The sequence below is a fragment of the Saccharobesus litoralis genome (assembly GCF_003063625.1).
GTDB lineage: Bacteria > Pseudomonadota > Gammaproteobacteria > Enterobacterales > Alteromonadaceae > Saccharobesus > Saccharobesus litoralis.
This window is the reverse complement of sequence record NZ_CP026604.1, coordinates 5153704-5177926: the sequence shown is the minus strand read 5'-3', so window position 1 is coordinate 5177926 and position 24223 is coordinate 5153704. Positions and strand designations below refer to the sequence as shown.

10 protein-coding genes, 1 tRNA gene and 1 CRISPR repeat array are annotated in these 24223 nt (G+C 41.0%); of the genes, 5 read left to right on the top strand and 6 right to left on the bottom strand.

Features of this window, described 5'->3' with window-relative positions; translation table 11 throughout:
• Nucleotides 1-3: 3 nt before the first annotated feature.
• Genes cas12a through cas2 form a run of 4 tightly spaced genes read left to right on the top strand, consistent with a single transcriptional unit; the run spans nucleotide 4 to nucleotide 6151 of the window.
• Nucleotides 4-4395, top strand: coding sequence for a type V CRISPR-associated protein Cas12a/Cpf1 (cas12a, locus tag C2869_RS19530; protein ID WP_108604518.1), 4392 nt, complete (start codon nucleotides 4-6; stop codon nucleotides 4393-4395).
• Nucleotides 4361-4918: a type V CRISPR-associated protein Cas4 gene (cas4, locus tag C2869_RS19525; RefSeq protein WP_108604517.1), complete on the top strand. Its 558-nt coding sequence runs from the start codon at nucleotides 4361-4363 to the stop codon at nucleotides 4916-4918. Before cas12a ends, cas4 begins: the two co-directional genes overlap by 35 nt.
• A complete protein-coding gene (gene cas1 / locus C2869_RS19520) occupies nucleotides 4912-5877 on the top strand; it encodes a type V CRISPR-associated endonuclease Cas1 (protein ID WP_108604516.1) in 966 nt (321 codons plus the stop codon). The genes cas4 and cas1 overlap by 7 nt, the downstream gene beginning before the upstream one ends.
• Nucleotide 5878: 1 nt before the next feature.
• Complete coding sequence (gene cas2 / locus C2869_RS19515; RefSeq protein ID WP_108605136.1) at nucleotides 5879-6151, top strand: CRISPR-associated endonuclease Cas2; 273 nt, start codon at nucleotides 5879-5881, stop codon at nucleotides 6149-6151.
• 148 nt (nucleotides 6152-6299) lie between these two features.
• Nucleotides 6300-7223: a CRISPR direct-repeat array (repeat unit 36 nt; unit sequence GTCTAAGCCTTAGCTTAAATTTCTACTGTTGTAGAT).
• Nucleotides 7224-7864: 641 nt separating this feature from the next.
• Here cas2 and C2869_RS19510 read toward each other — a convergent pair.
• The 5 genes from C2869_RS19510 to C2869_RS19490 form a co-directional block, all read right to left on the bottom strand.
• Nucleotides 7865-9091 carry an integrase domain-containing protein gene (locus tag C2869_RS19510; RefSeq protein ID WP_108604515.1) on the bottom strand — a complete coding sequence of 409 codons (1227 nt, stop codon included), beginning with the start codon at nucleotides 9089-9091 and terminating at the stop codon, nucleotides 7865-7867.
• A 165-nt stretch (nucleotides 9092-9256) separates the two neighbouring features.
• A tRNA-Ile gene (locus tag C2869_RS19505) sits at nucleotides 9257-9333 on the bottom strand.
• Between the two features lie 368 nt (nucleotides 9334-9701).
• Nucleotides 9702-12503, bottom strand: a complete 2802-nt coding sequence (locus tag C2869_RS19500) for an AAA family ATPase (protein ID WP_108604514.1) — start codon at nucleotides 12501-12503, stop codon at nucleotides 9702-9704.
• Nucleotides 12493-13119, bottom strand: a complete 627-nt coding sequence (locus C2869_RS19495) for a DUF4194 domain-containing protein (RefSeq protein ID WP_228710710.1) — start codon at nucleotides 13117-13119, stop codon at nucleotides 12493-12495. Before C2869_RS19495 ends, C2869_RS19500 begins: the two co-directional genes overlap by 11 nt.
• The gene (locus C2869_RS19490; RefSeq protein ID WP_108604513.1) at nucleotides 13109-14380 is read right to left on the bottom strand and encodes a hypothetical protein; all 1272 of its coding nucleotides are present in this window, start codon (nucleotides 14378-14380) and stop codon (nucleotides 13109-13111) included. Before C2869_RS19490 ends, C2869_RS19495 begins: the two co-directional genes overlap by 11 nt.
• A 162-nt stretch (nucleotides 14381-14542) precedes the next feature.
• Between C2869_RS19490 and C2869_RS19485 the strand changes: the two genes are divergently transcribed.
• The gene (locus tag C2869_RS19485; RefSeq protein ID WP_108604512.1) at nucleotides 14543-15454 is read left to right on the top strand and encodes a PhzF family phenazine biosynthesis protein; all 912 of its coding nucleotides are present in this window, start codon (nucleotides 14543-14545) and stop codon (nucleotides 15452-15454) included.
• 309 nt (nucleotides 15455-15763) lie between these two features.
• Here the strand turns inward: C2869_RS19485 and C2869_RS19480 are convergent, their stop codons facing one another.
• Nucleotides 15764-24196: an outer membrane protein assembly factor BamB family protein gene (locus C2869_RS19480; RefSeq protein ID WP_108604511.1), complete on the bottom strand. Its 8433-nt coding sequence runs from the start codon at nucleotides 24194-24196 to the stop codon at nucleotides 15764-15766.
• Between the last annotated feature and the right edge of the window lie 27 nt (nucleotides 24197-24223).

Below are 24223 nucleotides of genomic sequence, written 5' to 3'. Positions count from 1 at the left end.
GTAATGAGTGATCGTCTAGATGTTTTAACCAACCAATATCCACTATCTAAAACGTTGCGTTTCGAATTAAAGCCAGTTGGCGCAACAGCAGATTGGATTCGCAAGCACAATGTTATCCGTTATCATAACGGTAAGTTGGTTGGCAAAGATGCGATTCGCTTTCAAAACTACAAGTATCTTAAAAAGATGCTTGATGAAATGCATCGCTTGTTTTTACAACAAGCTTTAGTGCTAGAGCCAAATAGCAATCAAGCGCAAGAACTTACCGCATTATTGCGCGCTATCGAGAATAACTATTGTAATAACAATGACCTACTGGCAGGAGACTATCCGTCATTAAGCACTGATAAAACCATTAAAATATCAAACGGGTTAAGTAAATTAACGACTGACTTATTCGATAAAAAGTTTGAAGATTGGGCTTACCAATATAAAGAGGATATGCCTAATTTTTGGCGCCAAGACATTGCAGAGCTTGAACAAAAGTTACAAGTTTCAGCTAACGCTAAAGATCAAAAATTCTATAAAGGTATAATTAAAAAGCTCAAAAATAAAATTCAAAAGAGCGAGTTGAAAGCTGAAACCCATAAAGGATTATACTCGCCTACAGAAAGCTTACAGCTGCTAGAGTGGCTAGTCAGACGAGGTGATATTAAATTAACCTATTTGGAAATAGGTAAGGAGAATGAAAAGCTAAACGAGTTAGTACCATTAGTTGAATTGAAGGACATACATCGTAACTTCAATAATTTTGCGACCTATCTTAGTGGCTTTAGTAAAAACCGAGAGAATGTTTACTCAACTAAGTTTGATAGGCGAAGCGGTTACAAAGCAACATCTGTTATTGCGCGAACGTTTGAACAAAACTTAATGTTTTGTCTTGGCAATATTGCTAAGTGGCATAAGGTTACAGAATTTATTAACCAAGCGAATAATTATGAGCTATTGCAAGAACATGGCATTGACTGGAACAAGCAAATTGCCGCATTAGAACACAAGTTAGATGTATGTCTTGCCGAATTTTTTGCACTAAACAACTTCAGTCAAACTTTGGCTCAACAGGGCATTGAAAAATATAACCAAGTGTTAGCGGGTATTGCTGAAATAGCAGGACAGCCTAAAACACAAGGTTTAAACGAATTAATTAACCTTGCCCGACAAAAATTATCAGCTAAGCGTTCACAACTGCCAACGTTGCAACTTCTATACAAACAAATTCTTAGCAAAGGTGATAAGCCATTTATTGATGATTTTAAATCAGACCAAGAGTTGATCGCCGAGTTAAATGAATTTGTTAGTAGTCAGATCCACGGTGAGCACGGCGCGATTAAATTAATCAATCATGAGTTAGAAAGCTTTATCAATGAAGCCAGAGCAGCACAGCAACAAATATATGTGCCAAAAGATAAGTTAACTGAGTTGTCGTTGTTACTGACTGGATCTTGGCAGGCCATTAACCAATGGCGTTACAAGCTATTTGACCAAAAGCAGTTGGATAAACAGCAAAAGCAATATTCTTTTTCGTTAGCACAGGTAGAACGATGGCTCGCGACTGAGGTAGAGCAACAGAACTTCTATCAAACAGAAAAGGAACGCCAGCAGCACAAGGATACACAGCCAGCCAATGTAACTACAAGTAGTGACGGTCATTCTATTTTGACTGCGTTTGAGCAGCAGGTGCAAACGTTATTAACCAATATTTGCGTGGCTGCTGAAAAATATCGCCAGTTAAGTGATAACTTAACGGCCATAGACAAACAGCGAGAAAGTGAGTCGAGTAAAGGGTTTGAGCAAATCGCCGTTATTAAAACGTTACTCGATGCCTGCAATGAACTAAATCACTTTTTAGCCCGTTTTACGGTTAACAAAAAAGATAAATTACCGGAAGATAGAGCTGAGTTTTGGTACGAAAAACTGCAAGCTTATATTGATGCTTTCCCTATCTATGAGCTTTACAACAAGGTTAGAAACTACCTTTCGAAAAAGCCATTTTCGACCGAAAAAGTAAAAATTAATTTTGATAATAGCCATTTTTTATCCGGTTGGACTGCTGATTATGAAAGGCACTCTGCTCTGCTATTTAAATTTAATGAAAATTATTTACTTGGCGTAGTAAACGAAAACCTTAGCAGTGAAGAAGAGGAGAAACTTAAATTAGTTGGAGGGGAGGAACATGCGAAGCGATTTATTTATGATTTTCAAAAAATAGATAACTCAAACCCACCAAGAGTATTTATAAGATCGAAAGGTAGTTCATTTGCTCCAGCGGTTGAAAAATATCAATTGCCAATTGGTGACATAATCGATATTTACGATCAAGGTAAATTTAAAACTGAGCATAAGAAAAAAAATGAGGCCGAGTTTAAGGACAGCCTGGTTAGGCTAATTGATTATTTTAAGCTAGGTTTTAGTCGCCATGATTCGTATAAGCATTACCCATTTAAATGGAAAGCCAGTCATCAATATTCTGATATCGCAGAATTCTATGCTCATACTGCAAGCTTTTGCTACACACTAAAAGAAGAAAACATAAATTTTAACGTGTTGAGGGAGTTATCAAGTGCAGGAAAAGTTTATTTATTTGAAATTTACAACAAAGACTTTTCTAAAAATAAACGAGGTCAGGGGCGAGATAACTTACACACCAGTTACTGGAAGCTGCTATTTAGCGCAGAAAACCTCAAAGACGTAGTTCTAAAGCTGAATGGGCAAGCGGAAATTTTTTACAGACCTGCAAGTCTCGCTGAAACTAAAGCATACACCCATAAAAAAGGCGAAGTTTTGAAACACAAAGCTTACAGCAAAGTATGGGAAGCTTTAGATTCTCCAATAGGAACTCGATTAAGCTGGGATGATGCTTTAAAAATACCTTCTATCACTGAAAAAACGAATCATAATAATCAGAGGGTAGTTCAATATAATGGTCAAGAAATCGGGCGAAAAGCAGAGTTCGCGATCATAAAAAATCGCCGCTATTCGGTAGACAAGTTTTTATTTCATTGTCCAATCACCTTAAATTTCAAGGCGAATGGGCAAGACAATATCAATGCCCGTGTTAATCAGTTTTTAGCGAATAATAAAAAAATCAACATTATTGGTATTGATCGGGGTGAAAAGCACTTACTGTATATTTCTGTTATTAATCAACAAGGTGAAGTGCTGCACCAAGAGTCGTTTAATACCATCACCAACAGTTATCAAACAGCTAACGGTGAAAAGCGCCAAGTAGTCACAGACTATCACCAAAAGCTTGATATGAGTGAAGATAAGCGTGACAAAGCCCGAAAATCTTGGTCGACAATCGAAAATATAAAAGAACTCAAGGCTGGCTATTTGTCGCATGTTGTCCATCGACTAGCACAATTGATTATTGAGTTTAATGCCATTGTTGCGCTCGAAGATTTAAATCATGGGTTTAAGCGTGGGCGATTTAAAATTGAAAAACAGGTTTATCAAAAATTTGAAAAAGCGCTTATCGATAAGCTTAGCTACCTTGCGTTTAAAGACAGGACTTCCTGTTTAGAAACAGGCCATTATCTCAATGCGTTTCAGCTAACTAGTAAATTTAAAGGGTTTAATAACCTCGGTAAACAGTCGGGCATTTTGTTCTATGTGAATGCCGATTACACCTCAACCACTGATCCACTAACGGGCTATATTAAAAACGTTTATAAAACCTATAGCAGCGTCAAAGACAGTACTGAATTTTGGCAGCGGTTTAATAGTATTCGCTATATCGCAAGCGAGAATCGATTTGAATTTAGCTACGACTTAGCTGATCTCAAACAAAAATCATTAGAGAGTAAAACCAAGCAAACACCTCTTGCGAAAACACAATGGACAGTGAGTAGTCACGTGACTCGCTCGTACTATAACCAACAAACTAAACAGCATGAGCTGTTTGAAGTAACAGCTCGGATACAACAATTGCTTAGCAAAGCCGAAATAAGTTACCAGCACCAAAACGATTTAATTCCTGCTTTAGCCAGTTGCCAATCTAAAGCGCTACATAAAGAGCTTATTTGGCTATTTAACAGCATTTTGACAATGCGCGTGACAGACAGCAGCAAGCCATCGGCAACCAGCGAAAACGACTTTATTTTATCGCCAGTCGCGCCTTACTTTGATAGCAGAAACTTAAATAAACAACTGCCAGAAAATGGTGATGCTAATGGCGCGTATAACATAGCGCGTAAAGGCATCATGCTGTTAGAAAGGATTGGTGATTTTGTGCCAGAAGGTAATAAAAAATATCCAGATTTACTGATCCGCAATAATGATTGGCAGAACTTTGTTCAGCGACCAGAGATGGTCAATAAGCAAAAGAAAAAACTGGTTAAATTAAAGACGGAATACAGCAATGGAAGCTTATTTAATGATCTCGCATTTAAATGATTTCATATTTTGTCCGCGTTCAATTTACTTTCATCAGCTATATGGGCGGATGAGCACTAAGGTGTATCACTCTAGTGTTCAAACCAAAGGTTTAAATGCCCATAAAGCTGTAGATGAAAAGCGCTATTCAACCGCTAAACATATATTGCAAGGTATTGAGGTTTACAGCCAAAAGTACGGGCTTTGCGGAAAAATAGACATTTACGACCAACAGAAACGGCAACTTGTTGAACGTAAGAAAAAGATCAAAACCGTATATGATGGTTATGTGTTCCAACTCTTCGCGCAATACTTTGCGTTGGTTGAAATGGGATATCAGGTCAACTCTATCAAACTGTATAGCATGGATGACAATAAAAGTTACCCCATAGAGCTGCCCGCTAACAACCAAAGCTACTTAACAAAATTTGAAGCCCTGATTGAGGAGATGAACCGTTATCGGTTAACTCAATCTTTTACAGCTAACCCCAATAAATGCCGCAACTGCATTTATAACAACTTATGTGATACGGCCTTATGTTAAGCGCTCCTGATTTTAGTCAAAAGCAGATCATTGTGGCGATGCTAAGCTACGGTGAAAAATTAAGTTTTAAAAACGACAATGTCGTTGTCAGTAACCAAGACGGGATTCGGTTTCAAACGACGTGCCACAAATTGTTTGCCATTTTTGTAGTAGGTCACATCAGCATTACCAGTGGTTTATTGCAGCGAGCAAAGAAATTTGGTTTTAGCATAGTGTTACTAACTCACGGCTTATCACCCTATGGTAATTGGTTTGCTAAAGCAGAGGGCAACGTTGTACTGCGAAAAAAACAGTACTTGTATGATGATTTGCAGATAGCTCAGCGTCTTGTTGCAAATAAACTCGCTAGTCAAATAGCGGCGTTAAATCGCCGCCGCAAAAAGTCGCCAGAACTTAAACAAGCGATAAAAAAGCTAAGACAGTATAGTGAGCGACTGCCAAATTCAAACCTAGACCTACAAGGAGTGCTTGGTGTAGAAGGCATAGCATCGCGAGTTTATTTTTCCCACATGTTTGATGAAATGGATTGGCGAGGTAGAAAGCCACGGGTAAAACACGATGTTACTAATTTATTGCTTGATGTTGGCTATACCCAATTGTTTAACATTGTTGAAGCGATGCTCAATTTATATGGTTTTGATTTGTATCAAGGGGTTTACCATCAAACCTTTTACCAACGTAAATCGTTAGTATGCGATCTTGTAGAGCCGTTTAGGCCCGTGGTTGATTTAGCTATTCGTAATGCTTACAAACTCAGCCAAATCAATAAAGAGGATTTTAGTTTTGTCCAAAATCAATATCGGATCATTGGTAAGCCGGCACAACCTTATATTGCCATTTTATTGAAAGCTATAATGGCGCATAAAGACCAAATGTTTTTGTACATTCAACAATATTATCGTGCATTCATGCAGGATAAGCCGATTGATGGTTACCCGTGGTTTAGCTTGGAGCCTTAAAATGCTGCTGGTTGCATATGATATTTCAAACAATAAATTAAGAACGAAGTTTGCCAAATTTTTAGAGAAGTTTGGCGGCAGACTGCAATACTCTGTTTTTGAAATTACCAACTCGAAACGAGTGCTAGATATAGTGTTGGCAGAAATTGAAGGTGAGTTTGCCGACAGGTTTGCTCAAACTGACAGTATTATTATTTTTAATATGAGTAAACAGTGCAAAATGACCAAATTTGGTTATGCCAAAAATAGCGATGAAGATTTAATCATAATTTGATACTCTTTAACTGCTAATGCTTAGGCAAGCAAAATTGCATACCTCAGTCTTAATGGCTAATTAGGTTAAAAATGATGAATGTAAGGTTAGAAAACACAGATAAATTGATAGAAAAACGCGCTGTTGCCCGCTTTTTGACTCTTTACCTGTCTAAGCCTTAGCTTAAATTTCTACTGTTGTAGATAGTTGTAAGGTTCATACCTTTTTTAAATGTCTAAGCCTTAGCTTAAATTTCTACTGTTGTAGATATATATCGGCCAATTTTGAATTATTGGCGTCTAAGCCTTAGCTTAAATTTCTACTGTTGTAGATATGATTGTATGGCAATGGTAGTCGCAGTCTAAGCCTTAGCTTAAATTTCTACTGTTGTAGATGTTCTTCAGCATGATATTCGTGCCTTTCGTCTAAGCCTTAGCTTAAATTTCTACTGTTGTAGATATCGTTGTCCCGTCTGCATATTTTGATACAGTCTAAGCCTTAGCTTAAATTTCTACTGTTGTAGATCGGTACTTAAGTCGACCCTTAAGCAAGTCTAAGCCTTAGCTTAAATTTCTACTGTTGTAGATTTATTTAGCCCATGTTTGCTTTTGCGGTCTAAGCCTTAGCTTAAATTTCTACTGTTGTAGATTTCGCCACCGGCTTATATCGGTGACTGTCTAAGCCTTAGCTTAAATTTCTACTGTTGTAGATTTAAATGTGTTGTCATAGAGCAATGTTGGTCTAAGCCTTAGCTTAAATTTCTACTGTTGTAGATTGTATGTGATTGATCAGGTTGACCCGAAAGTCTAAGCCTTAGCTTAAATTTCTACTGTTGTAGATACTACAAGCTTAGCATTGGCGATAGCAAGTCTAAGCCTTAGCTTAAATTTCTACTGTTGTAGATAGCAATTAATACTGTCAGACAGACCAAACGTCTAAGCCTTAGCTTAAATTTCTACTGTTGTAGATGAAAGTCACCAGCAAACCTGTGATACCGTCTAAGCCTTAGCTTAAATTTCTACTGTTGTAGATGTATGCCTCTAGCTTAGGATTAGATGTCTAAGCCTTAGCTTAAATTTCTACTATTGTAGATATCAAACGTCAGGTGTTTACATAGGGGGCTAAGCCTTAGCTTTTATTTCTACTACTGTTAAATTAATTTTTAACTTCTAGAAATAAGTTAGATAGCAAAAGTTTAAACTACGCTGTATGCCTTACTAGAGTTGCCTTTCAGCCATTTTGCATCATCCTTGAACTAATAGTTACATACTTTGGTGTGTTTTTTGTATTCGATGACCACTTTTCAATGGCAGTAAGAGATTATGTATCATGGGATAATAATTATGACTTTGACTTGGCTTACCGGATTTACCGCCTTTGTACCGGATAATAAAAATTGCTTGTAGCCTACATTTTATTTGGCTTGTAAGGGAGTCTTGAATGGGTAATAAAAACGGTACCGGTAAAAACAAGAATGTGTGGGTCTAGGGGCATTGTTCTGGCTCTTTACTTCTACTCGTATCAACGATTCAAACAATTACATTTCCTATCTGTGCAATATTTTATTTTTTCCTTATTAAGTGGTTAGAATTGGATCGCTAACGGGGACAGCTGGGATACTGCAGTTGTATCCACTCCTATATTGTCGCCGTTATACAAAAGTGTCAGTGTTTGCGTTGATAGAATCTATAACAATTAATTTGCTTCATATAAGTCAGGTAAACTTATTGGTTGCTACTTTTTTGTTATTCCCTGTGATGTCTTTGTTATTGATGCTTCCTCAATATGTTGACTCCACCAATTCATCATTTCGCGTCGTTGTTCAATGTATTGTGCTTTGTTATATGCCGCCCTAATTTGATTTCGGTCTTTATGTGCTAAGGCGGCTTCAATATGGTCGTAGTTGAAGCCTTTTTCATTGAGTATTGTACTCGCAAGTGCTCTTAGGCCATGTGAAACCAAAGTACCTTTATACCCCATTCGTTTCAGAGCCATATTGGCACTTTGGGTATTAACGTGACTATTCGGGTTTCTGTGACTTGGAAATAAATAGTTTCTATGGCCGGAAATTGGGAGTAATTTTTTTAGTAATTCTATTACTTGAGGTGAAAGTGGTATTGTGTGTGGTCTGTTCATTTTCATTTTCTCGGCTGGGATCGTCCATAAGCTATTTTCAATATCAATTTCATCCCAGCGAGCAGTGGCCGCTTCTTTTGGCCTTGTCATGGTGTGAAGTTGCCACTCTAACAGTAGTTTTGTTAGCAGAGTTGTTTGTGACAAGGCTATAGACTTCATTAATTCAGGCAGTTGTTCTGGCTTAATGGTAGCCATATTCTTTGAATTAGGCGCTGCAAAGGATTTTGTGACGTTTTGAACGTAATTGACCTCTAATACGCCTCCAGCAATTCCAATTTCCATCACTTCATTTATATAGCGGCATATTCTTTTAACCGTTTCTAATTTACCTTGTGCTGCTAATGGCTGTAACGTTTTAATGACTAATTGGGGTTTTAAATCTTCGATTGGTGTAGCTGATAATTTTGGCAAAACGTGGTTTTCTAATCTGCTCCACATTTTTGCTGCTGTATCTGGTTTAACTGACTGTTTTTTTAATGTGATCCACTTCTGAGCGTAACAACCAAAAGTGTTAATAAGCTTGCTCTTCTGCTCGTTGAGCTGTTTTTCAAAGTAAGCTTTGGGATCGATTTTATTGGCAAGTAAGTTTGCTATTTCTTCTCGCTTAACGCGAGCTTCTTTCAAACTAATATCGGGATATTTTCCCAATCCTAAATTTGTTCGCTTACTTGAAAAAGGGTGAGTGTACTTCAATACCCATAGCTTTGATTCATTTGGTTTAACCCGCAATTGCAGGCCGCCTCCATCAGCTAAAGTGTATTCTTTTTCTGTGGGCTTTGCGTTTTTGATCTTTGTATCAGTTAGCGGTGTGACGACTCTAGGCATTTATGTACCAATGAAATTTGAGTTAAAACCTGTTGGTACATCCAATGGTACAAAAAGATCGGGATATTACAAGATAATAGCAAACCGAGCCGAACGCTAAACTAGGCTAAAGTATTGATTTTTATTGGTATAAAGGCTGATTTCGAACGATGGTTAACAAAGAAATGGTGGCCCCACCTGGACTTGAACCAGGGACCTACCGATTATGAGTCGGGTGCTCTAACCAACTGAGCTATAGGGCCATTTCAAATTGTTCAAAGCTGGGCTTTTAAATACTTCCCTGTCGCTTGGTTCCGGTCTCGGAATCAACGCTCGGGGGCGCTTCGCTTTGTATCCCCTCGCTTCCTCGACCAATTCTTTTTTCAAAAGAATTGCCAACTGAGCTATAGGGCTATTTTGCTGCTAAGGTGCAGGCTTTTAAGGTTTTAGAGAAGGTATCTCTAAAAAGTGCCGCGCAGTATAAGGTAGATTTTTTTTATTGTCATCACCTTTTTAAAACTAAGGGTGCTAACTGGTTAATTTATATTCGTTTTATTGCTTGGTGTGAATTAAATCGTATGCAAACAAGCGGTTGGGATAATCTCAACCGCTAAATTTGTTGTTAAATGGACTAAGCGCGTTCTATGCGTAGCCAATCTTTTTCATCGACCCAATTGGTAGCGCCGTCGCTGGTGGTGCGAATAGGGACTATATATTTACAGGTGGTTTGGGGTTTAACCGACGCAAAAATCGGTACAAAGCCAAATTCTAATGCGGTTTCAATTAAAGCACTTTGGTTGCTTGGGTCGATATCCGCCGCTTCGTCTATGTAGATAGGAATGCGATATAGACCGCGCTCTTTTTCGACTAATAAGTGACGAATAAACATCATGCCGCACAGTAACTTGATGGTAATACGTGTGCCGTTTGAGCCAGCTGAATCAATTTTGTCGTAGTATTCGGCTTTGTCTTCGCGGTTGATGACTTTAAAACGAATATCGAACAGATCACTTAAACTGAGGCCGCCGCGTTCGCTGGCTATTTTAACTAGGTAATCTTTCGCTAAATTAACTTCGGCATCATTTTTCGGTTGCGGTTCACTGCTGAGTAAATCAAAGCTTTCACCTATATCGTACGCACTGGATGTGCTGATAATGGTGTCGATATGTTTAACTAACATATCGCGTTCAACTACCTCTATTGTGAAGGATTTTAAATTGGAGATAGGTTTACGCCAAATGCTGTTATTAAAGGACAGCATTTCGCGTTTTAAGCGATCGAGATCTTGGCGTAGGCCTTTAATGGTTGCTGCTACTTCGGTTAAGGCAACCCGAGCTTGACGCTCGATAGCTTCACGCTCGTCGTCGATATGATGAAAGGCGGAGATCAGTTTGCTGTATCTGACTTCTTCATCTTCTTCGATCTCAAATTTGGTGATGCCGGCTTTGGTAATAACCAAATAGGTGTTTTTAATGTTCATCTCGATGGCGTTTAGCTCGACAACCGTTTTGTTGTAGCTGTCTAACTCGTCTTCAAGATTATCTAAGTCGATGACGACTTCTAATGGGTAGGGCGTTGCGCGACCCGAGAACAAATCGAGTTGATGATCTTGCCTTTCTTCTTTTATTTTTTGCAGGCGCTCAGCACGGCGCTTGAGCTGTTCCAGCTGGGCGTTTAACGTTGTGCGTTTGTCACTTAAGCTTTGTCCGCGCGCTTGTAAGCCGTCGAGTTTTTCTTGTAGTGCGTCGTCTTCAAGTTCTAAGGTGTCGCGTAGGCTTTGTTTTTCCGCAAATTGTTCGCACATGCTTTGATAACGGGCAAACAGTTTAAGATCTTGTTCTGCGGCAACAACTTGTTTATATAACTCGGCTTGTTCCTGTTGTTTGCCGGTGATGTCTTCGGCTACTTGTTCTAATTCGCCAAGCTCTTCAAGTAATAGTTTTAAGTCTTCTAGTTGGGCTTTAATTTGATTTTTGCCTTCACCGTCGGGCACGCTGGCGGGTTCGAGGTTTTTCAAATCGATAGTTGCGCCATTAAGGTGTAGTTTTCCGCCTTTAATGGTACTGGCAATGTTGTCGATATGATCGGCAAAAGCGTTTTCGTCGGTGATCTCAATATCGCCATTTTTGGTTGTCGAAAGCGATAGCAAATCTGGGTTGAGTAAACGGGATAATTCTTTTACTTCATTGAGTGACAGCTCTTCGCATAAATGCGCGTATAAGTTGAACTCTAAATTTTGATATTGCAGCTTTAAGCGGCGTAAATCACGCTCGGCAAATGAGCGGCGGCGTTGAATGCTTTCTAAATCTTTGCCTTCTGCGCCTTTTAAGGTATGAGTTAGGCTTTCGTATTGGTTTTTAACTTGGGCTAAATTTTGTTCAAGCGTGGCTTGATTGGTTAGCGAAAAGTCTTGTTCAAAGCGGTTGTAGTTGTTAAACCAGTTAGTGAGTTCGGCTTTTTGCGTGGCGATGTCGCGCAATTGACCTTCAAACAGGTGGCGTTTGTCGGTATGGCTATTGTGTTCTTCAAGTATGTCGGTTAGCTCTAGGCTAATGGCTTCGCAGCTATGCGTGTAATAGTCGTCCCATTCAACTAATGCGGTTTCAAGTTTAGGTTGATAGGCATTAATTTTTCCGCGTAATACTGAGCGGTTGTCTAACATGTTTTCGAGTGCGGCTATGGCTTCTTGCTGTTTTTCTAGCGCGCGTAGCTCTTTACGGGCGCGATTTACTTTTTCAAACGCTTGATTCCAAACATCGAAAAAGTCGACTTTGGCATTCGACATATGGCGCTCGAATACGCGCAGTATAAAGCGTTTTACGTCTTGTGAGCTGAGTTTGTGCAAGTTGAGTATTTTGCGAAAAATCTCTTTGTAGATAGGGGCATCACTCGCATTGTTAAGCGGGATCATTTTTAACGCAATATCCATATCAAATTGCGTAGCGCCGCCTGTTAGTAGGGCGTTAAGCTCATTGGCTTTAAGTTCAATAGGGTGGTAGCCCTTGTCTACCAAATGACGCGGCAAGCTGGTGTATTTAACGATTTTATTGTTAATTAGATAATCGTCGAGCTTGAGTTGGCCGCGATAGGTAAAAAACTGGTATGCATAACCGGCCACTTTGCCGCGCCCAGCGACGCCGATAACCACGGGGCCGTCTGCTAGCTCTGCTTCTAGTAAAATGTAGGACTGATCACTGGCGAAATAAAAGCGTTTGGTTTCATCTAAATCGTGGCCGTCCCACTCTGTCATGCGTAAATCGTTAATTAACGGAAATTGCAGCGCATTAATAACAGAGGATTTACCCGTATTATTGGGTGCGCAAATAGACGCGGAATCATCCAATGGAATGATACATTTAGCATAGCCTGCGGTGTTTAACAGGGCTAATCGGGTTAAGCCATACATTTTGTTATTGGTTTGATTAGTTGTCATGGCTTGGCTCCTGCGCTAATGATGTTTGTTCTGGCTCAGGTGTGGTTGCGGTTTCGCTTGGTTGCACTAAATCTAGGGCGTCTAAATAGCGATAAACAGGGGAGAGCAGTTTGAATCCCATTTGCCCAGTTTGTTCTGATTCTAAGCTGTGGCTGTCAATGTTTTGTGCTTCAATGGCAAAGCCGTTACGTAACATGCGGTTAAATACATCGCGCTTTAATTCGCTTGCACTGGTGATTTCAAGTTGTTCGAATAGGTGATATTGGTTTTGCACTAAAGCTTGCATGGTTTCTTCGGTGATCACTTTGTCGAATAAGGCGCGCAGCGGATCAAAACCTTGATCGGCAAAGTATTCGATTAAGACAAAAACCGTAACAGCAAAACTACGCGAAATTTTACCCATGTTAACTGTGCTGTCGTCAGCATCAATATAAAAGAATCCTCTTGCATCGTGTTTTAAGTGATAGCCAAGGGCAGAGAACAAGGCGCTATATTCGTCTTGGTATTGATCGAGCTGTTGCCAAAGTTGGATGTCTTGCTCGCTAATATGATAGCCACTGACTAATTTTTTATTGATGTCTTGCAGTAAGCTCAGTTCGGTTAAATTAATTTGCATCGTTTTGGTTTCTAAATAATTTTCGCGTTTGATATTGGCTGGCGTAAGGGTGCAAAGTCACTTTAATATCTTGAATTTGAATAGTTTGCGCTTCGGAAGATGGCGCAACATTGAGCTCGTCACTGTTAGCTAATTTTTGATACAAATACAGTAACTCTTCAGGGGCGACATTTTGATAATGACGTTGCAGCCAGCTTAGCACGTTGTCGATCTGTTTGGTTTGACGAGCTTGGTCAAGCACAAAGTCAAACTCTGGTAATGTCGGCAACAGTTGAGCTTCGCCTTCAAGCTCATCGGGTATTTCAACTTGCTCGTCTTGGTAATCGACTAGCTCAGCCATGTACGCGGTAATTTGGTTGGCACTGCCGAGCGAGCTCTTTTGAATATCGCTTGATAAATGTGTAGCCGCCGGTTGTAAGGTGTGCTCTATGCCTTTTTTACGCATACGAGCTAGCACTTCGGAAACTTGTTGGGTGAGTAAAGTGTTTTTACGCAGCTCTTCACGCAGCGGCATAAGTAAATCGGCACAGCGTCGTAAACTTGCCAGGCTTAAGCCATGCATTTCAAGAATGCGGCTGCGTAATTGAATGATTAACTCTTTTTCATTGGCTAATAAGCCCGTGGCTTCAATACGGGTTATCGCGTTGGAAAGTATAATTTCGATTTCGTCGAAGGTTTGCTTTACCCCGCCATTAATATCGACCATCTCCAGCATGGGTTCGATATATTCGTCAAAGGCTTCAATAACGGCTTTGTAGCGTTTTTGCAGCGACAAACTTGAAATGTCGGCTTTGGCGGCTTCAACAATATTGAAAATGGCATTTTCGTTATTGTCGAATTGCTTAATAATTTTACGCACACGGTCGTCCATTTGTCGGCAATAGCGTCGCGTGTCGTCAATGTCGCGCAGGTTTAGGGCAGTGTCGAGTTTATCGGCAAGGCGCTTTAAGTTATCTATGAGTAAACTTATCTCTTGTGCTAACCCCAATTGCTGCTCGTGCATTAAATACTGAGCAAACTCCAACAGACCTTGATTGAGTTGTAGGTGTGAAGACTTAGCCTGCGGAATTAGAATTTCCATTTGCACCAGCTTAAAAGCCTCTTTGTAAACTTTATCGCTAGGCCAATCAGGCTGGCGGCGCGCCATGAGGTTTTGTACGTCTTGCAGGCTAAAGCTAAGGCCTGAATAACGCTCGACCAATAGCTCTATTACGCGCCAATGCTCGCTAATGGTTCTAATTATTCGCTGGGCTGGGATCATAGTGTTATTTCCATTTTGCAGGCGGGCGATTTTAACTTACCGTGGATCTATTGGCTATCTTACTTAAAAAAATATCCCAGTAATTAATTGGCAAAATTGCCAACTTGCATACATGCTTAATTAACAACAGCTTAACAATTGAATAGCATTAGGGATTTAACTATGGCTTACTCATATTTAACAGTAGATGTGTTTACCGATACGCGTTTTGAAGGTGCACAAATTGCCCTTGTGCCAGAAGCGCAAGGCTTAACTGATGAGCAAATGCAAAAAATTGCGACAGAGTTTAATTTGTGGCGCACGGTTTTTGTTTTGCCAGCAGACTCTGCCAATACAGAGCGGCGATTACGCATTTTTAATGCGAAAAAAGAATTTCAGTTTGGTGGTCATGCAACCGTGGCGGCTATTTATGCATTGGCCAAAAAAGGTCAACTTGCGTTGCAGGATGGCAAAAACCATTTTAAATTGAGTGAGCATTATGGTGATGTAGATTGCATGGTAGACATGCAAAATGGCGAGCCTAGCTTTAATCAATTTACTACGCATGTAAAACCTGAATATGACAAATTTACCCCAAGTGAAGACGAACTTGGCGAAATGTTGTCGCTTAAGTCTTATCATTTTAACGTCGGTGGTTTTCAACCGTTACTCGTATCAACGCATTTACCCTACTTGTTTGTGCCAGTCGATAATTTTGCCTCGTTAAGTGCTGCAAGCTTTAACTATAAGGCGTGGGCTGAATCGACAGCGCCTGCGACCTTGGCGAATGCGATTTTTCTGTTCAGTATGAGTAACTCTAATTCTGGGCCGCATTTTCATTGTCGTTTGGTGGGGCCTAATTTTGGCCATCATGAAGATCCGCCAATCGGTGCCGCTATTCCGGCTTTTGCTGGTTATTTGCAGCAGTTTTTTGCTGGCCAGTCTTTGCCGTATCAATTTGTTGCCGAGCGTGGTGCTTTTGTTGGGCGTAAGAGTGTATTGAATGTTGAATTGGCTGAGGCCAATGCCGATGAATTAACGGTCAAAATTGGCGGTGAAGCAGTATTAGTCAGTGAAGGACAAATATACATTTAACCTCAATTCTGCTTTACCTTAGGATCAAATAAAAAAGCACCGCAATGTTGGCGGTGCTTTTCATTATTTTTCAAATTGAACGCTAGGGCTAGTACTGTTTCAATAAAGAAATGATCAGTTGAATCACTCATGATGTTTTTAACCACATTTAGAGTAAATAAACAACTTCAGGCTGAGCTCGCTTAAGGCGCCTACTTTTGGTGTCGAAGTCTTGTTACTTTCTAACTTACCAACACTTCGACTGCTTCGCGCTCAGTGTGAAAGGGCTCACCAATGTTTTCAACTAATCAAAATTAATTTGAAAAGACCCTAATTAGGGGTAAATAAAATATTGTCTATCCACGCCGTGTCTTCACCACGTGAAGAACTGCCATCTTTGCGGTAAACAAATTTAATTGTGTGTTCGCCTTCGCTAATATCAAAACTAAATGATTGCCATTGTTGCAGGCTAGTACCTTCAATATTTTCATCATTTAAGAAAATCAATAAGCTATCGCAACAAGACTCTGAATCGACTCTAACATCAAAGCTGAGTTTACCGGCTGAAAAATTATAGGTAACTTGCACGCCGCTTTGCTGGCTATTATTAATTATACCGGCTCTTAAGCTTTGGCTGCCATCAGATGCATCTGAATCTGTTATAAACCAATCGGCATTTGAATTATCCGTGGCTTGCCACATGCTAGCTAATGTATCGGATTCAAATGAATCTTGTAAGCTATCCGGTACTGAGTTGGCATCGAGTGGATCGGTATTAAATACATTAACCTCAGCCCCGTCATTAAACTTATCATCGTCGCTGTCTGCCTTGATAATATTCGTGCCCAGCGTGAGCTCTTGATTATCATTAAGACCATCGTTGTCTGAGTCGGTTAATAATGGGTTAGATTGATGCGTATTCACTTCGTCACCATCGCTAACCCCGTCTTGATCTGTGTCAGATGCATTGGGGTCGGTATAGGCTGAGTATTCTTGGATGTTGGTTAGGCCATCATTGTCAGCATCTTCATTGGCATCATCACTGTCTATTAACAGTTGATGACGCTGCTCCCACCAGTCTGGCAGGCCGTCACTGTCTTGATCACCATTTAAAGTGCCAAATGCATAAATATTGCTGGCCGTCACTATATACAAAGTACCGTCATTGTTGAGCGCCATGCTACCAGCCGCCGCATAGGACCAAATTTGTTGTTGTGTACTGAGGTTAATGGCGTAGGTAGTGTTGTATGTTTGTACAAACACCACGTTACGCGTCACTATGATATTGTTAGTCAGGTACTCGTTATCTTGACTGATCCATGACCAGAGAAGTTGTCCTGTGTACTCTGAGATAACATCTAATTGATTACCTCTAGCGGCAAATATCCGACCTGCAGCATAGCTAGGTTGTATGTTGTAGTCGTCATGGCGTTGCCAAGCAATTTGATTGGTGGCCGTATCAAACATAACAAGTCGACTGTTATTTTTCACCAAAACCCGTTGCTCTGAAACGGGGATGGGTGCTGAGATTAAATGGCTGTAGTCATTGCCGCGCGGGTCGTCGATCGATTGCACTGTGATCCCTGTCGCACGGTCGATTAAATCTAACTGGTTGCCTGCATAGCTATATACGTAATCATTATCAATGGCGGGTATTGAATTACGCATAATTGAGCTTTGCCAATACCAGTTTTCTTGACCTGTATTGTCGTGAGCATAAATACCGTGATTCCAATAACGATTAGGGGTGTAGATGGTATTGTCAAAAACGGCACTGTTTAATACGCTTGACGAGTAGTTGGCTAAGCTAGTGCTGAATGCTTGCGTACCTGATGCTTGGTTGTAGCCATACAAAGCGGATTCTGAACTGACGATGATTAGATCACCACTGAAACTGGGTGCACTCAATTGTTGGCGTTGCCCTAAGTTGACATTCCACAGTGTGTTACCTGTTTGTGCCGATAATAGGCTTATTTTATCGCCGTCAGAATAACTCGACGAAGTGACTGCTAGATATTGGCCATTGACTGCTATGGTGTTGAGGCCTTGTTGCGAGTCAACCCGCTTGTTCCATAACGGTGTGTAGCCTTCCGTGTCTAAGGTTAATGGTACGTAACCGTTATGATAGGCGTTTCCTTGGTATTGTTCCCAACCAGAAATCAGTGGTGCGGAGTCTGCATCTTCTGGATCCGTTCTGAAAGTTAATTCATCTAGTGCAGTAAAGCCATCGTTGTCTTTATCTTCAAGTGCATCACTGGCTAGGTTGGCATCAAAGCCATTTAAGTATTCCCAGTTATCACTTAAAAAGTCGCCATCTGAATCGGCTAAATTAGGATCAGTTAAGCTGGTCGTCACTTCGATATAATCATTTAAACCATCATGATCAGAGTCGGCTAAAGTGGGTGAAGATAAGTGGCTGTTGACTTCATCACCATCGGTTAAGCCGTCACCATCGGTGTCGCTTTTGGTAGGATCTGTGGCTTGTTGAAATTCTTCTAAGTTAGTTAAACCATCATTATCTGGATCCAATGCTGCGTCACTACTGTCATCCTTGTTTAACCCGTGAGCGTTTTCCCACCAATTAGGAATGCCATCATTATCTGAATCGCCTTCTATATTGATCGCGGTGATTTGACTGCCTTGGACGATGTAAATTGCCCCATCGTTATTTATGGCTAGATGCCCCGCCGAATCATAGCTCCATTGCGACAAGTGGTTATTGATATCAATGGCGTAAGTTGTTGAGTACGTTTGTACAAAAACAAGATTACGGCTGACGACAATATTGCTGGTTAGATTACCGCTTGGCGCTTCCCATGACCATAATACTTGCCCGCTTGTTTCGTCAATGGCGGATAAAATACCATCTTGATTAGCGTAAATAACGCCGTAAGCGTATGCGGGTTGGCCTTGAAAGTTATTGGTTAAGCTCCAATCGACTGACTGAGTATCAATATTAAAACGACGTAACGTCCCGTCTGTAATCGCAATCACTCGCTTAGGCTGGGTAATAACTGGGGTTGCGGCTCGGCTATGTCTAGTGTCGTAACCAATTGATATGGCTTTGGCGCCAGAAGCGCGATCGTATGCTATTAAGCCGCTGCCTTTAGTTGTATAAACGTAGTCGTTGTCAAGCGCAACGGCGCTGTATTCGCCATCAAAGCCATTGGTTTGCCATATTTCTGTGCCATCTGAATTAAAGGCTGCCGTTGTGTAATTTGATGTAGGTACATAAATTTTACTATCAAATAACGTTGGCGCTTCAAAGCGTTCGGATCTGAGTTGTAAGTCTGTTGTATAAACTTGGCTTCCATCGTTTTGCTGAAACTGAATAAGGTTAGCGCCGCTATACAGGTATACGTGATCCTCGTCTGTTGCCGGTGGTGAGATATAATTATAGCTACCTGCGTTGGCAATGGTTTGCCAAGCTAAGCTGCCATCAATGGTATTAAAAGCATACAAATTTTTGGTCGAACTGTAGCTGCCAGAACTAACAAATAATTTACCATTGGCAATGGCAATATTAGACGCCTGTTCACTATTTTCTAAGGTGATTTGCCAACGACGAGCAAACTCTGTTGTGTTTAGCGCCATTGGAATAAAGCCAGTATGTTGGGCGTTACCTTGGTTCATTGCCCAATTGCTAGCGTTTGGCGTTTGGCTTGCGTCATTTGGATTGGTGCCAAGGAAAAATTCTTCTGCATTGTTGAAGCCGTCGGCATCTGAATCTAATGAGCCGTCACTATTACTGTTTGCATCAAAGTTATTGCTGATCTCCCAACCGTCGGCCATTTTATCACCATCGGTATCTATTAATGTTGGATCAGTTAGGTGAATATTCACTTCTTCACTGTCGGTTAAACCGTCATTATCTGTATCTGCGACAATGGGCGAGGTCGAGTTGGTAAATTCTTCTGCGTTAGTTAAGCCGTCAGCATCAGGATCAAGGGCTGAGTCATCTTTAGTTGGGTCTAATCCGTAGCGGAATTCATAACCATCAGTTAGGCCGTCTTGGTCAGTATCTTCAGCTGCTGGGTTAGTTTGTAATACGTTTTGTTCAACTAAATCGTTTAATCCATCACCGTCACTGTCAGCGCCAACATTATAAGCATACGTGCTGCTGCCATTAATATACAAAATACCACTGTTGCTTAAGGATAACTCGCCGCCGTGCTCAACTTGCCAGTCGACTTGTTGGTTAGCAATATTTATCGCGTAGGTTTTTGCCGAGTCGGTACTGACAAAAATATGGGTTAAGCTTGCCACGATAGAACGTATGTCACGGTAAGACGGGCTCGCAGACCAGCGCCAAAGTTCGTTGCCATTTTCTGGATTGATCGCGATTAGGTGATTGTCTGAGGCGACGTATAGTTTGCCCATCGCTGCGACAGGATGGTGCCAATTGCTGTATTGCTCAGGAGCCTTTTGCCAAGCTATGGTCATGCTATTTAGGTTATAGCTGGTTAATTTGTTATTAACGATAGCAATAAGCTGATTATCAAAGGTCTTGATTGGGCCACCATTCACTGATAGCCACCAATAACTGTCATCGCTAGGTACTTGTATCGAGTGAAGCTTAGTACCTGTTAGGCTATCGAGAATAATGAGTCCATCGCGGTTATGGGTATACAGCTTGCCATTTTCAACTAGCATATGGCCTTGAATATCTTCATTGCTACGCCATAGCTCTGAGTTTTGATTATCAATGGCTTGTATACCAGAGTAAGTCGAACTGAAAACGGTACCGTTGTCTAATGCGACGATTTGGTTGCTGTATGAACCCGAGAGATCTTTGCGTGAGATCAGGCTCCCCGTTTCTCGATTAAGACGACGTAAGTAATCTGAATCGCGCCAAATGATTTGTTCTGGGGTAATGATTGGGGTGACATAGCCGTAGCGACTGCTATAGGCTTGTTGCCAAATTTGCGCACCACTTAATTCATTGTGTGCGGTTAGTGTAGTTTGTGACGACTGTGAAAGCGTATAGGCAACGCCGTTGTCGCTAACAACCTGCGTAGCATTATTGGATACTAACGGAATATGCCAAAGTTGCGTGATGTTCGTGGCGTCGACCGACACAGGTTTGAAGCTAGACTGACGTAAATCACCGTGAGCGGAGCGCCAAGCGGTAGCCATTGGTATACTAAGGGCATCACTTGGGTCAGAATTTAAGTAATATTCAAATAAATTCGAGTAGCCGTCTAAGTCAGTATCTGTGTTGGCATCAGTATTGGTATTTGGATCTAAGCCATATTGCACTTCAAAGCCATCGGCCATTTTGTCTGAGTCTGAATCAAAATTCAGCGGATCGGTTGAATGACTATTGATTTCATCACCATCGCTCAAACCGTCGCCATCCGTGTCTGCCAGGTTAACGTCGGTATTGTAAGTGACTTCTTGGGCGTTACTTAAGCCGTCGTTATCTGTATCAATATCGGCGTCAGAAACGTTGATTTGCAAACCGTTGTCAAATTCAAATTTGTCTGATAAACCGTCGCCATCGGAATCTGCTAGTAGTGGATTGCTTTGCAATTCGTTTACTTCTTGTGCGTCATCTAGGCCGTCGGCGTCAGTGTCACTTAACAGTGGTGAGGTTGAATGTTGATTAACTTCTTCACCGTCTTTTAAGCCATCATTATCTGTATCACTATCGCGTACTAGCGTGTTAGTTTCATTCACTTCTTGATAGTCATTTAAGCCATCGTCATCAGAGTCGGCTTTATCGGCGAAGGTACGATTTTCAAATTCTTGTAAGGCGGTTAGTCCATCTTCATCATCATCGTTTGTGGCATCTTGAGCATTGCTATCATCGAGGCCATAGAGGGTTTCCCACCATGCAGGAATACCATCTTGATCACTATCTAAAGTAGATAACAAACGAACACTTAGTTGGTTATTGTTTTCTGAAACGGCGGCAATGGCTCCGTCTAATGTGACAACCGCAATGCCGCGTCCTTCTTTAGACAATAAGTTTTGATTACGCAGATCAGACTTACGTTGAACACGTAGGTAATGCTTATTGAATTCTAGTGTTGATTGATGCAACGAGAATAAGTTGCCATCGGCCCACTGGTTGGCAATCGTGTCACCCGGGCCAACAATTTTAATTTTTTTGCTGAAGTCAGATGTATAAATCTGGCCTAGGTTGTCGATTAAATGTTGGCCATCATCAGCGACTGTGATTTTGGTTAACGAATAAACATTGTCGTCGTTTTCGTGATTAGGGTTGGTCACTAAGCTAGAAAGGCGGCCATTATCTGTATTGAAAGGAAAGTAACCGAGAATATTGCCTGACGAATAGGGGTTTCTGCTAACAGTATATAAACGTGATGACGTTGCATCCCAAGCTAAATCGACAATACGCGATTGTTTTTTGATAAAGCTAGCTTTGCTGCCATTGCTATTATAAACATCGATAGTTGCGTCGTAGTAATAACCATTTTCTTGAACGACTAGGTAGTCTGCTACAGGGTAGAAGATGTCTATATTGTAGGTGAATTTTTTGAAAAGCTGCTCTTTATAGCTACCATCAACAAAATAGCTCACCGTGCCATCGCTGTAGCTAACGTAAAGACGCTGTTGCTGTTTGGCATAATGTAACTGGGTAATATCGCTTGTTGGCGTAATCTGGTTAGGTACTAAGGTATTAGTATAGGCCTGAGTTTCTTTTGACCAGCGATAGATGGTGGCGGTACGTCGGTTGTAAAAATAAATGGTGTCTTGGCCATTTGACGCTGTGAGGTTCGGTTCAAATTGGTCGATTGCGCTAGCATAATCACAAATGTCATTTTGCCCTTGGCTTGCTAGCCAACATAAGTTGTCTTGTGGAAAGGCATCTAGGGTTAACTGGCTTGTTGGATCACGCTCGAAATTAGTATTCCAACTATCCGGATAACCATCTAAATCACTATCAAGTGACGCGCTGGCATTATTGGGAAATGCATCGGCGATGTTATCCACCCCGTCATTGTCGAGGTCGTCATTGACTACATATTGTGCCAGATTAAATGCGCCGTCTTTTTTGCTTAAAAAATAAGGTGCGTTTTGCCCCGATATTGCAAATAAAGATAAATCACTATTGAAAACGGAAGATTGCAATATTTGATCATCTTGATTGTAGCGGTTTAGCGTGACTTGATTACGGTATTTATTCCAAGTGATTAACTGATCGTTGTGAAAAACTGCTTGGCTAAAGTTAATGTTTTTACGCTCTACGAATGTGAAGTCATCTGTATTGTAGACGTTGCCATTGGGAAAAATAATGGTTTTGCCATCGGGATGGATGATATAGGTATTTGCCCAAGGAATGTCGTTGTAATTGATGTTGGCAGGTGTGATTGCCCCTGTGTTGAGGTTAACGTTAGCGTAAGTTAATTGGTGGGTAAAATAGTATAGGCGGTTTTTGACAGGATCCCACTGCATGTTGGACGCGCTATAATAAAAATTAGATACCGTTTGTACTATTTCACCGTCGGCGGCTATTGTATAAAGCTTGTTACTATTGTATGAATCATTGGCGATAACATAGTTACCAATGGCGATAATGCTTTGGTAATTTGAGCTGCTGTTAACCTCAGTGGTTTGGTTAGCTGAATCTGCTAAATAATGTAAGCCTTGCGTTTGAGTATTGATGTAGAGCCGTTTGAGTTCTGCTGAATAGCTGATATTGCGAGGATTAGCGATTGCCACACTACTAATAAAGCGATTGGTGGCTAAGTCGACACGCAGAACTTTGTCCCAGTTAGCATCGGTTAGATACAACAAGGTATCGGTAACAACACTCATGGTTGGGTGGTTATCGGCTAGCCATGCGCTATAACAAACCGAGCCATCGCCTTCTTCTTCTGCAAAGCAACTGCCGTCATTAGGGTAAACATCGGCGTTGTTACCAACACCATCCTGATCCGTATCTTGATGTTCTGATGCATCAAGTGGAAACGCATCTAAGGTATCAGCGTGGCCGTCGCCGTCATCGTCGGTATCGTCTTTGTTGGCGATACCATCATTATCTAAATCGCGCAGATCTTGTTCTTGAATAGCCGTATCGGTTAATTTTTCTGCTTTAGCTTGGATGTTTGCACTAATATCGGTTGATATTTGTGGCAAGCTATCAGCAAAATCGACAAATAAATTAGCCATTAAGGTTTGTTCGTCTAACGATAAACCGTCCGCTGCTAACTGGCTTTGGTAATCGTTAACCATTTGCTGCTTAGCTTGCTCTATGGCTGTGGTTAGTTTGCTAAGACTTGCCTCGTCGTTTTCACCCTTGTTGTTGAGTTGCCCTTCAATTTGTTGGCTAATTTTGTCAGTGAATGGTGTGACAAATACATTGAGTGGCGTATTTAAGTCGCTGTTTGTCGCTAGCGGGAACGCTGAGAGGGTGATGGGTGTTTGACTAAAGTCTAATTCCGGACGAGAAGCATCTTTTGCACCAGCACCAATATAAGCACGGATCGGTTTGTATTTTAATTCAGATAACAGCGATTCTGGAATAGATAAGCTGTATTGTCCTTGGCCATTGGTGGTAGCTGATGGTTCGTTGTTTGAATGCTGTTTATCTAAATTTAAATCCAGATAGACCAAAGCGCCGCTAATATAGCCGTCGATAACCTTACCGTTAATTGTGGTGGTTTGCTCTGGGGCGGCGGTGTCATCGCCACCGCCGCCACAGGCGGATAGGCCAATACAAATAGCAAGCAATGAGCTGGCTTTTTTTATAAAACGCTTTGGGGTTGAAACGTAGAATTGCTGCGGTTTTAACATATGAGACGTATTCCTGTCTTATTAGAC

Excerpts from the sequence above, each read along its gene's own strand:
- cas12a (WP_108604518.1), top strand. The coding sequence starts at position 4 with ATGAGTGATCGTCTAGATGTTTTAACCAACCAATATCCACTATCTAAA.
- cas4 (WP_108604517.1), top strand. The coding sequence starts at position 4,361 with ATGGAAGCTTATTTAATGATCTCGCATTTAAATGATTTCATATTTTGT.
- cas1 (WP_108604516.1), top strand. The coding sequence starts at position 4,912 with ATGTTAAGCGCTCCTGATTTTAGTCAAAAGCAGATCATTGTGGCGATG.
- cas2 (WP_108605136.1), top strand. The coding sequence starts at position 5,879 with ATGCTGCTGGTTGCATATGATATTTCAAACAATAAATTAAGAACGAAG.
- C2869_RS19510 (WP_108604515.1), bottom strand. The coding sequence starts at position 9,091 with ATGCCTAGAGTCGTCACACCGCTAACTGATACAAAGATCAAAAACGCA.
- C2869_RS19500 (WP_108604514.1), bottom strand. The coding sequence starts at position 12,503 with ATGACAACTAATCAAACCAATAACAAAATGTATGGCTTAACCCGATTA.
- C2869_RS19495 (WP_228710710.1), bottom strand. The coding sequence starts at position 13,119 with ATGCAAATTAATTTAACCGAACTGAGCTTACTGCAAGACATCAATAAA.
- C2869_RS19490 (WP_108604513.1), bottom strand. The coding sequence starts at position 14,380 with ATGATCCCAGCCCAGCGAATAATTAGAACCATTAGCGAGCATTGGCGC.
- C2869_RS19485 (WP_108604512.1), top strand. The coding sequence starts at position 14,543 with ATGGCTTACTCATATTTAACAGTAGATGTGTTTACCGATACGCGTTTT.
- C2869_RS19480 (WP_108604511.1), bottom strand. The coding sequence starts at position 24,196 with ATGTTAAAACCGCAGCAATTCTACGTTTCAACCCCAAAGCGTTTTATA.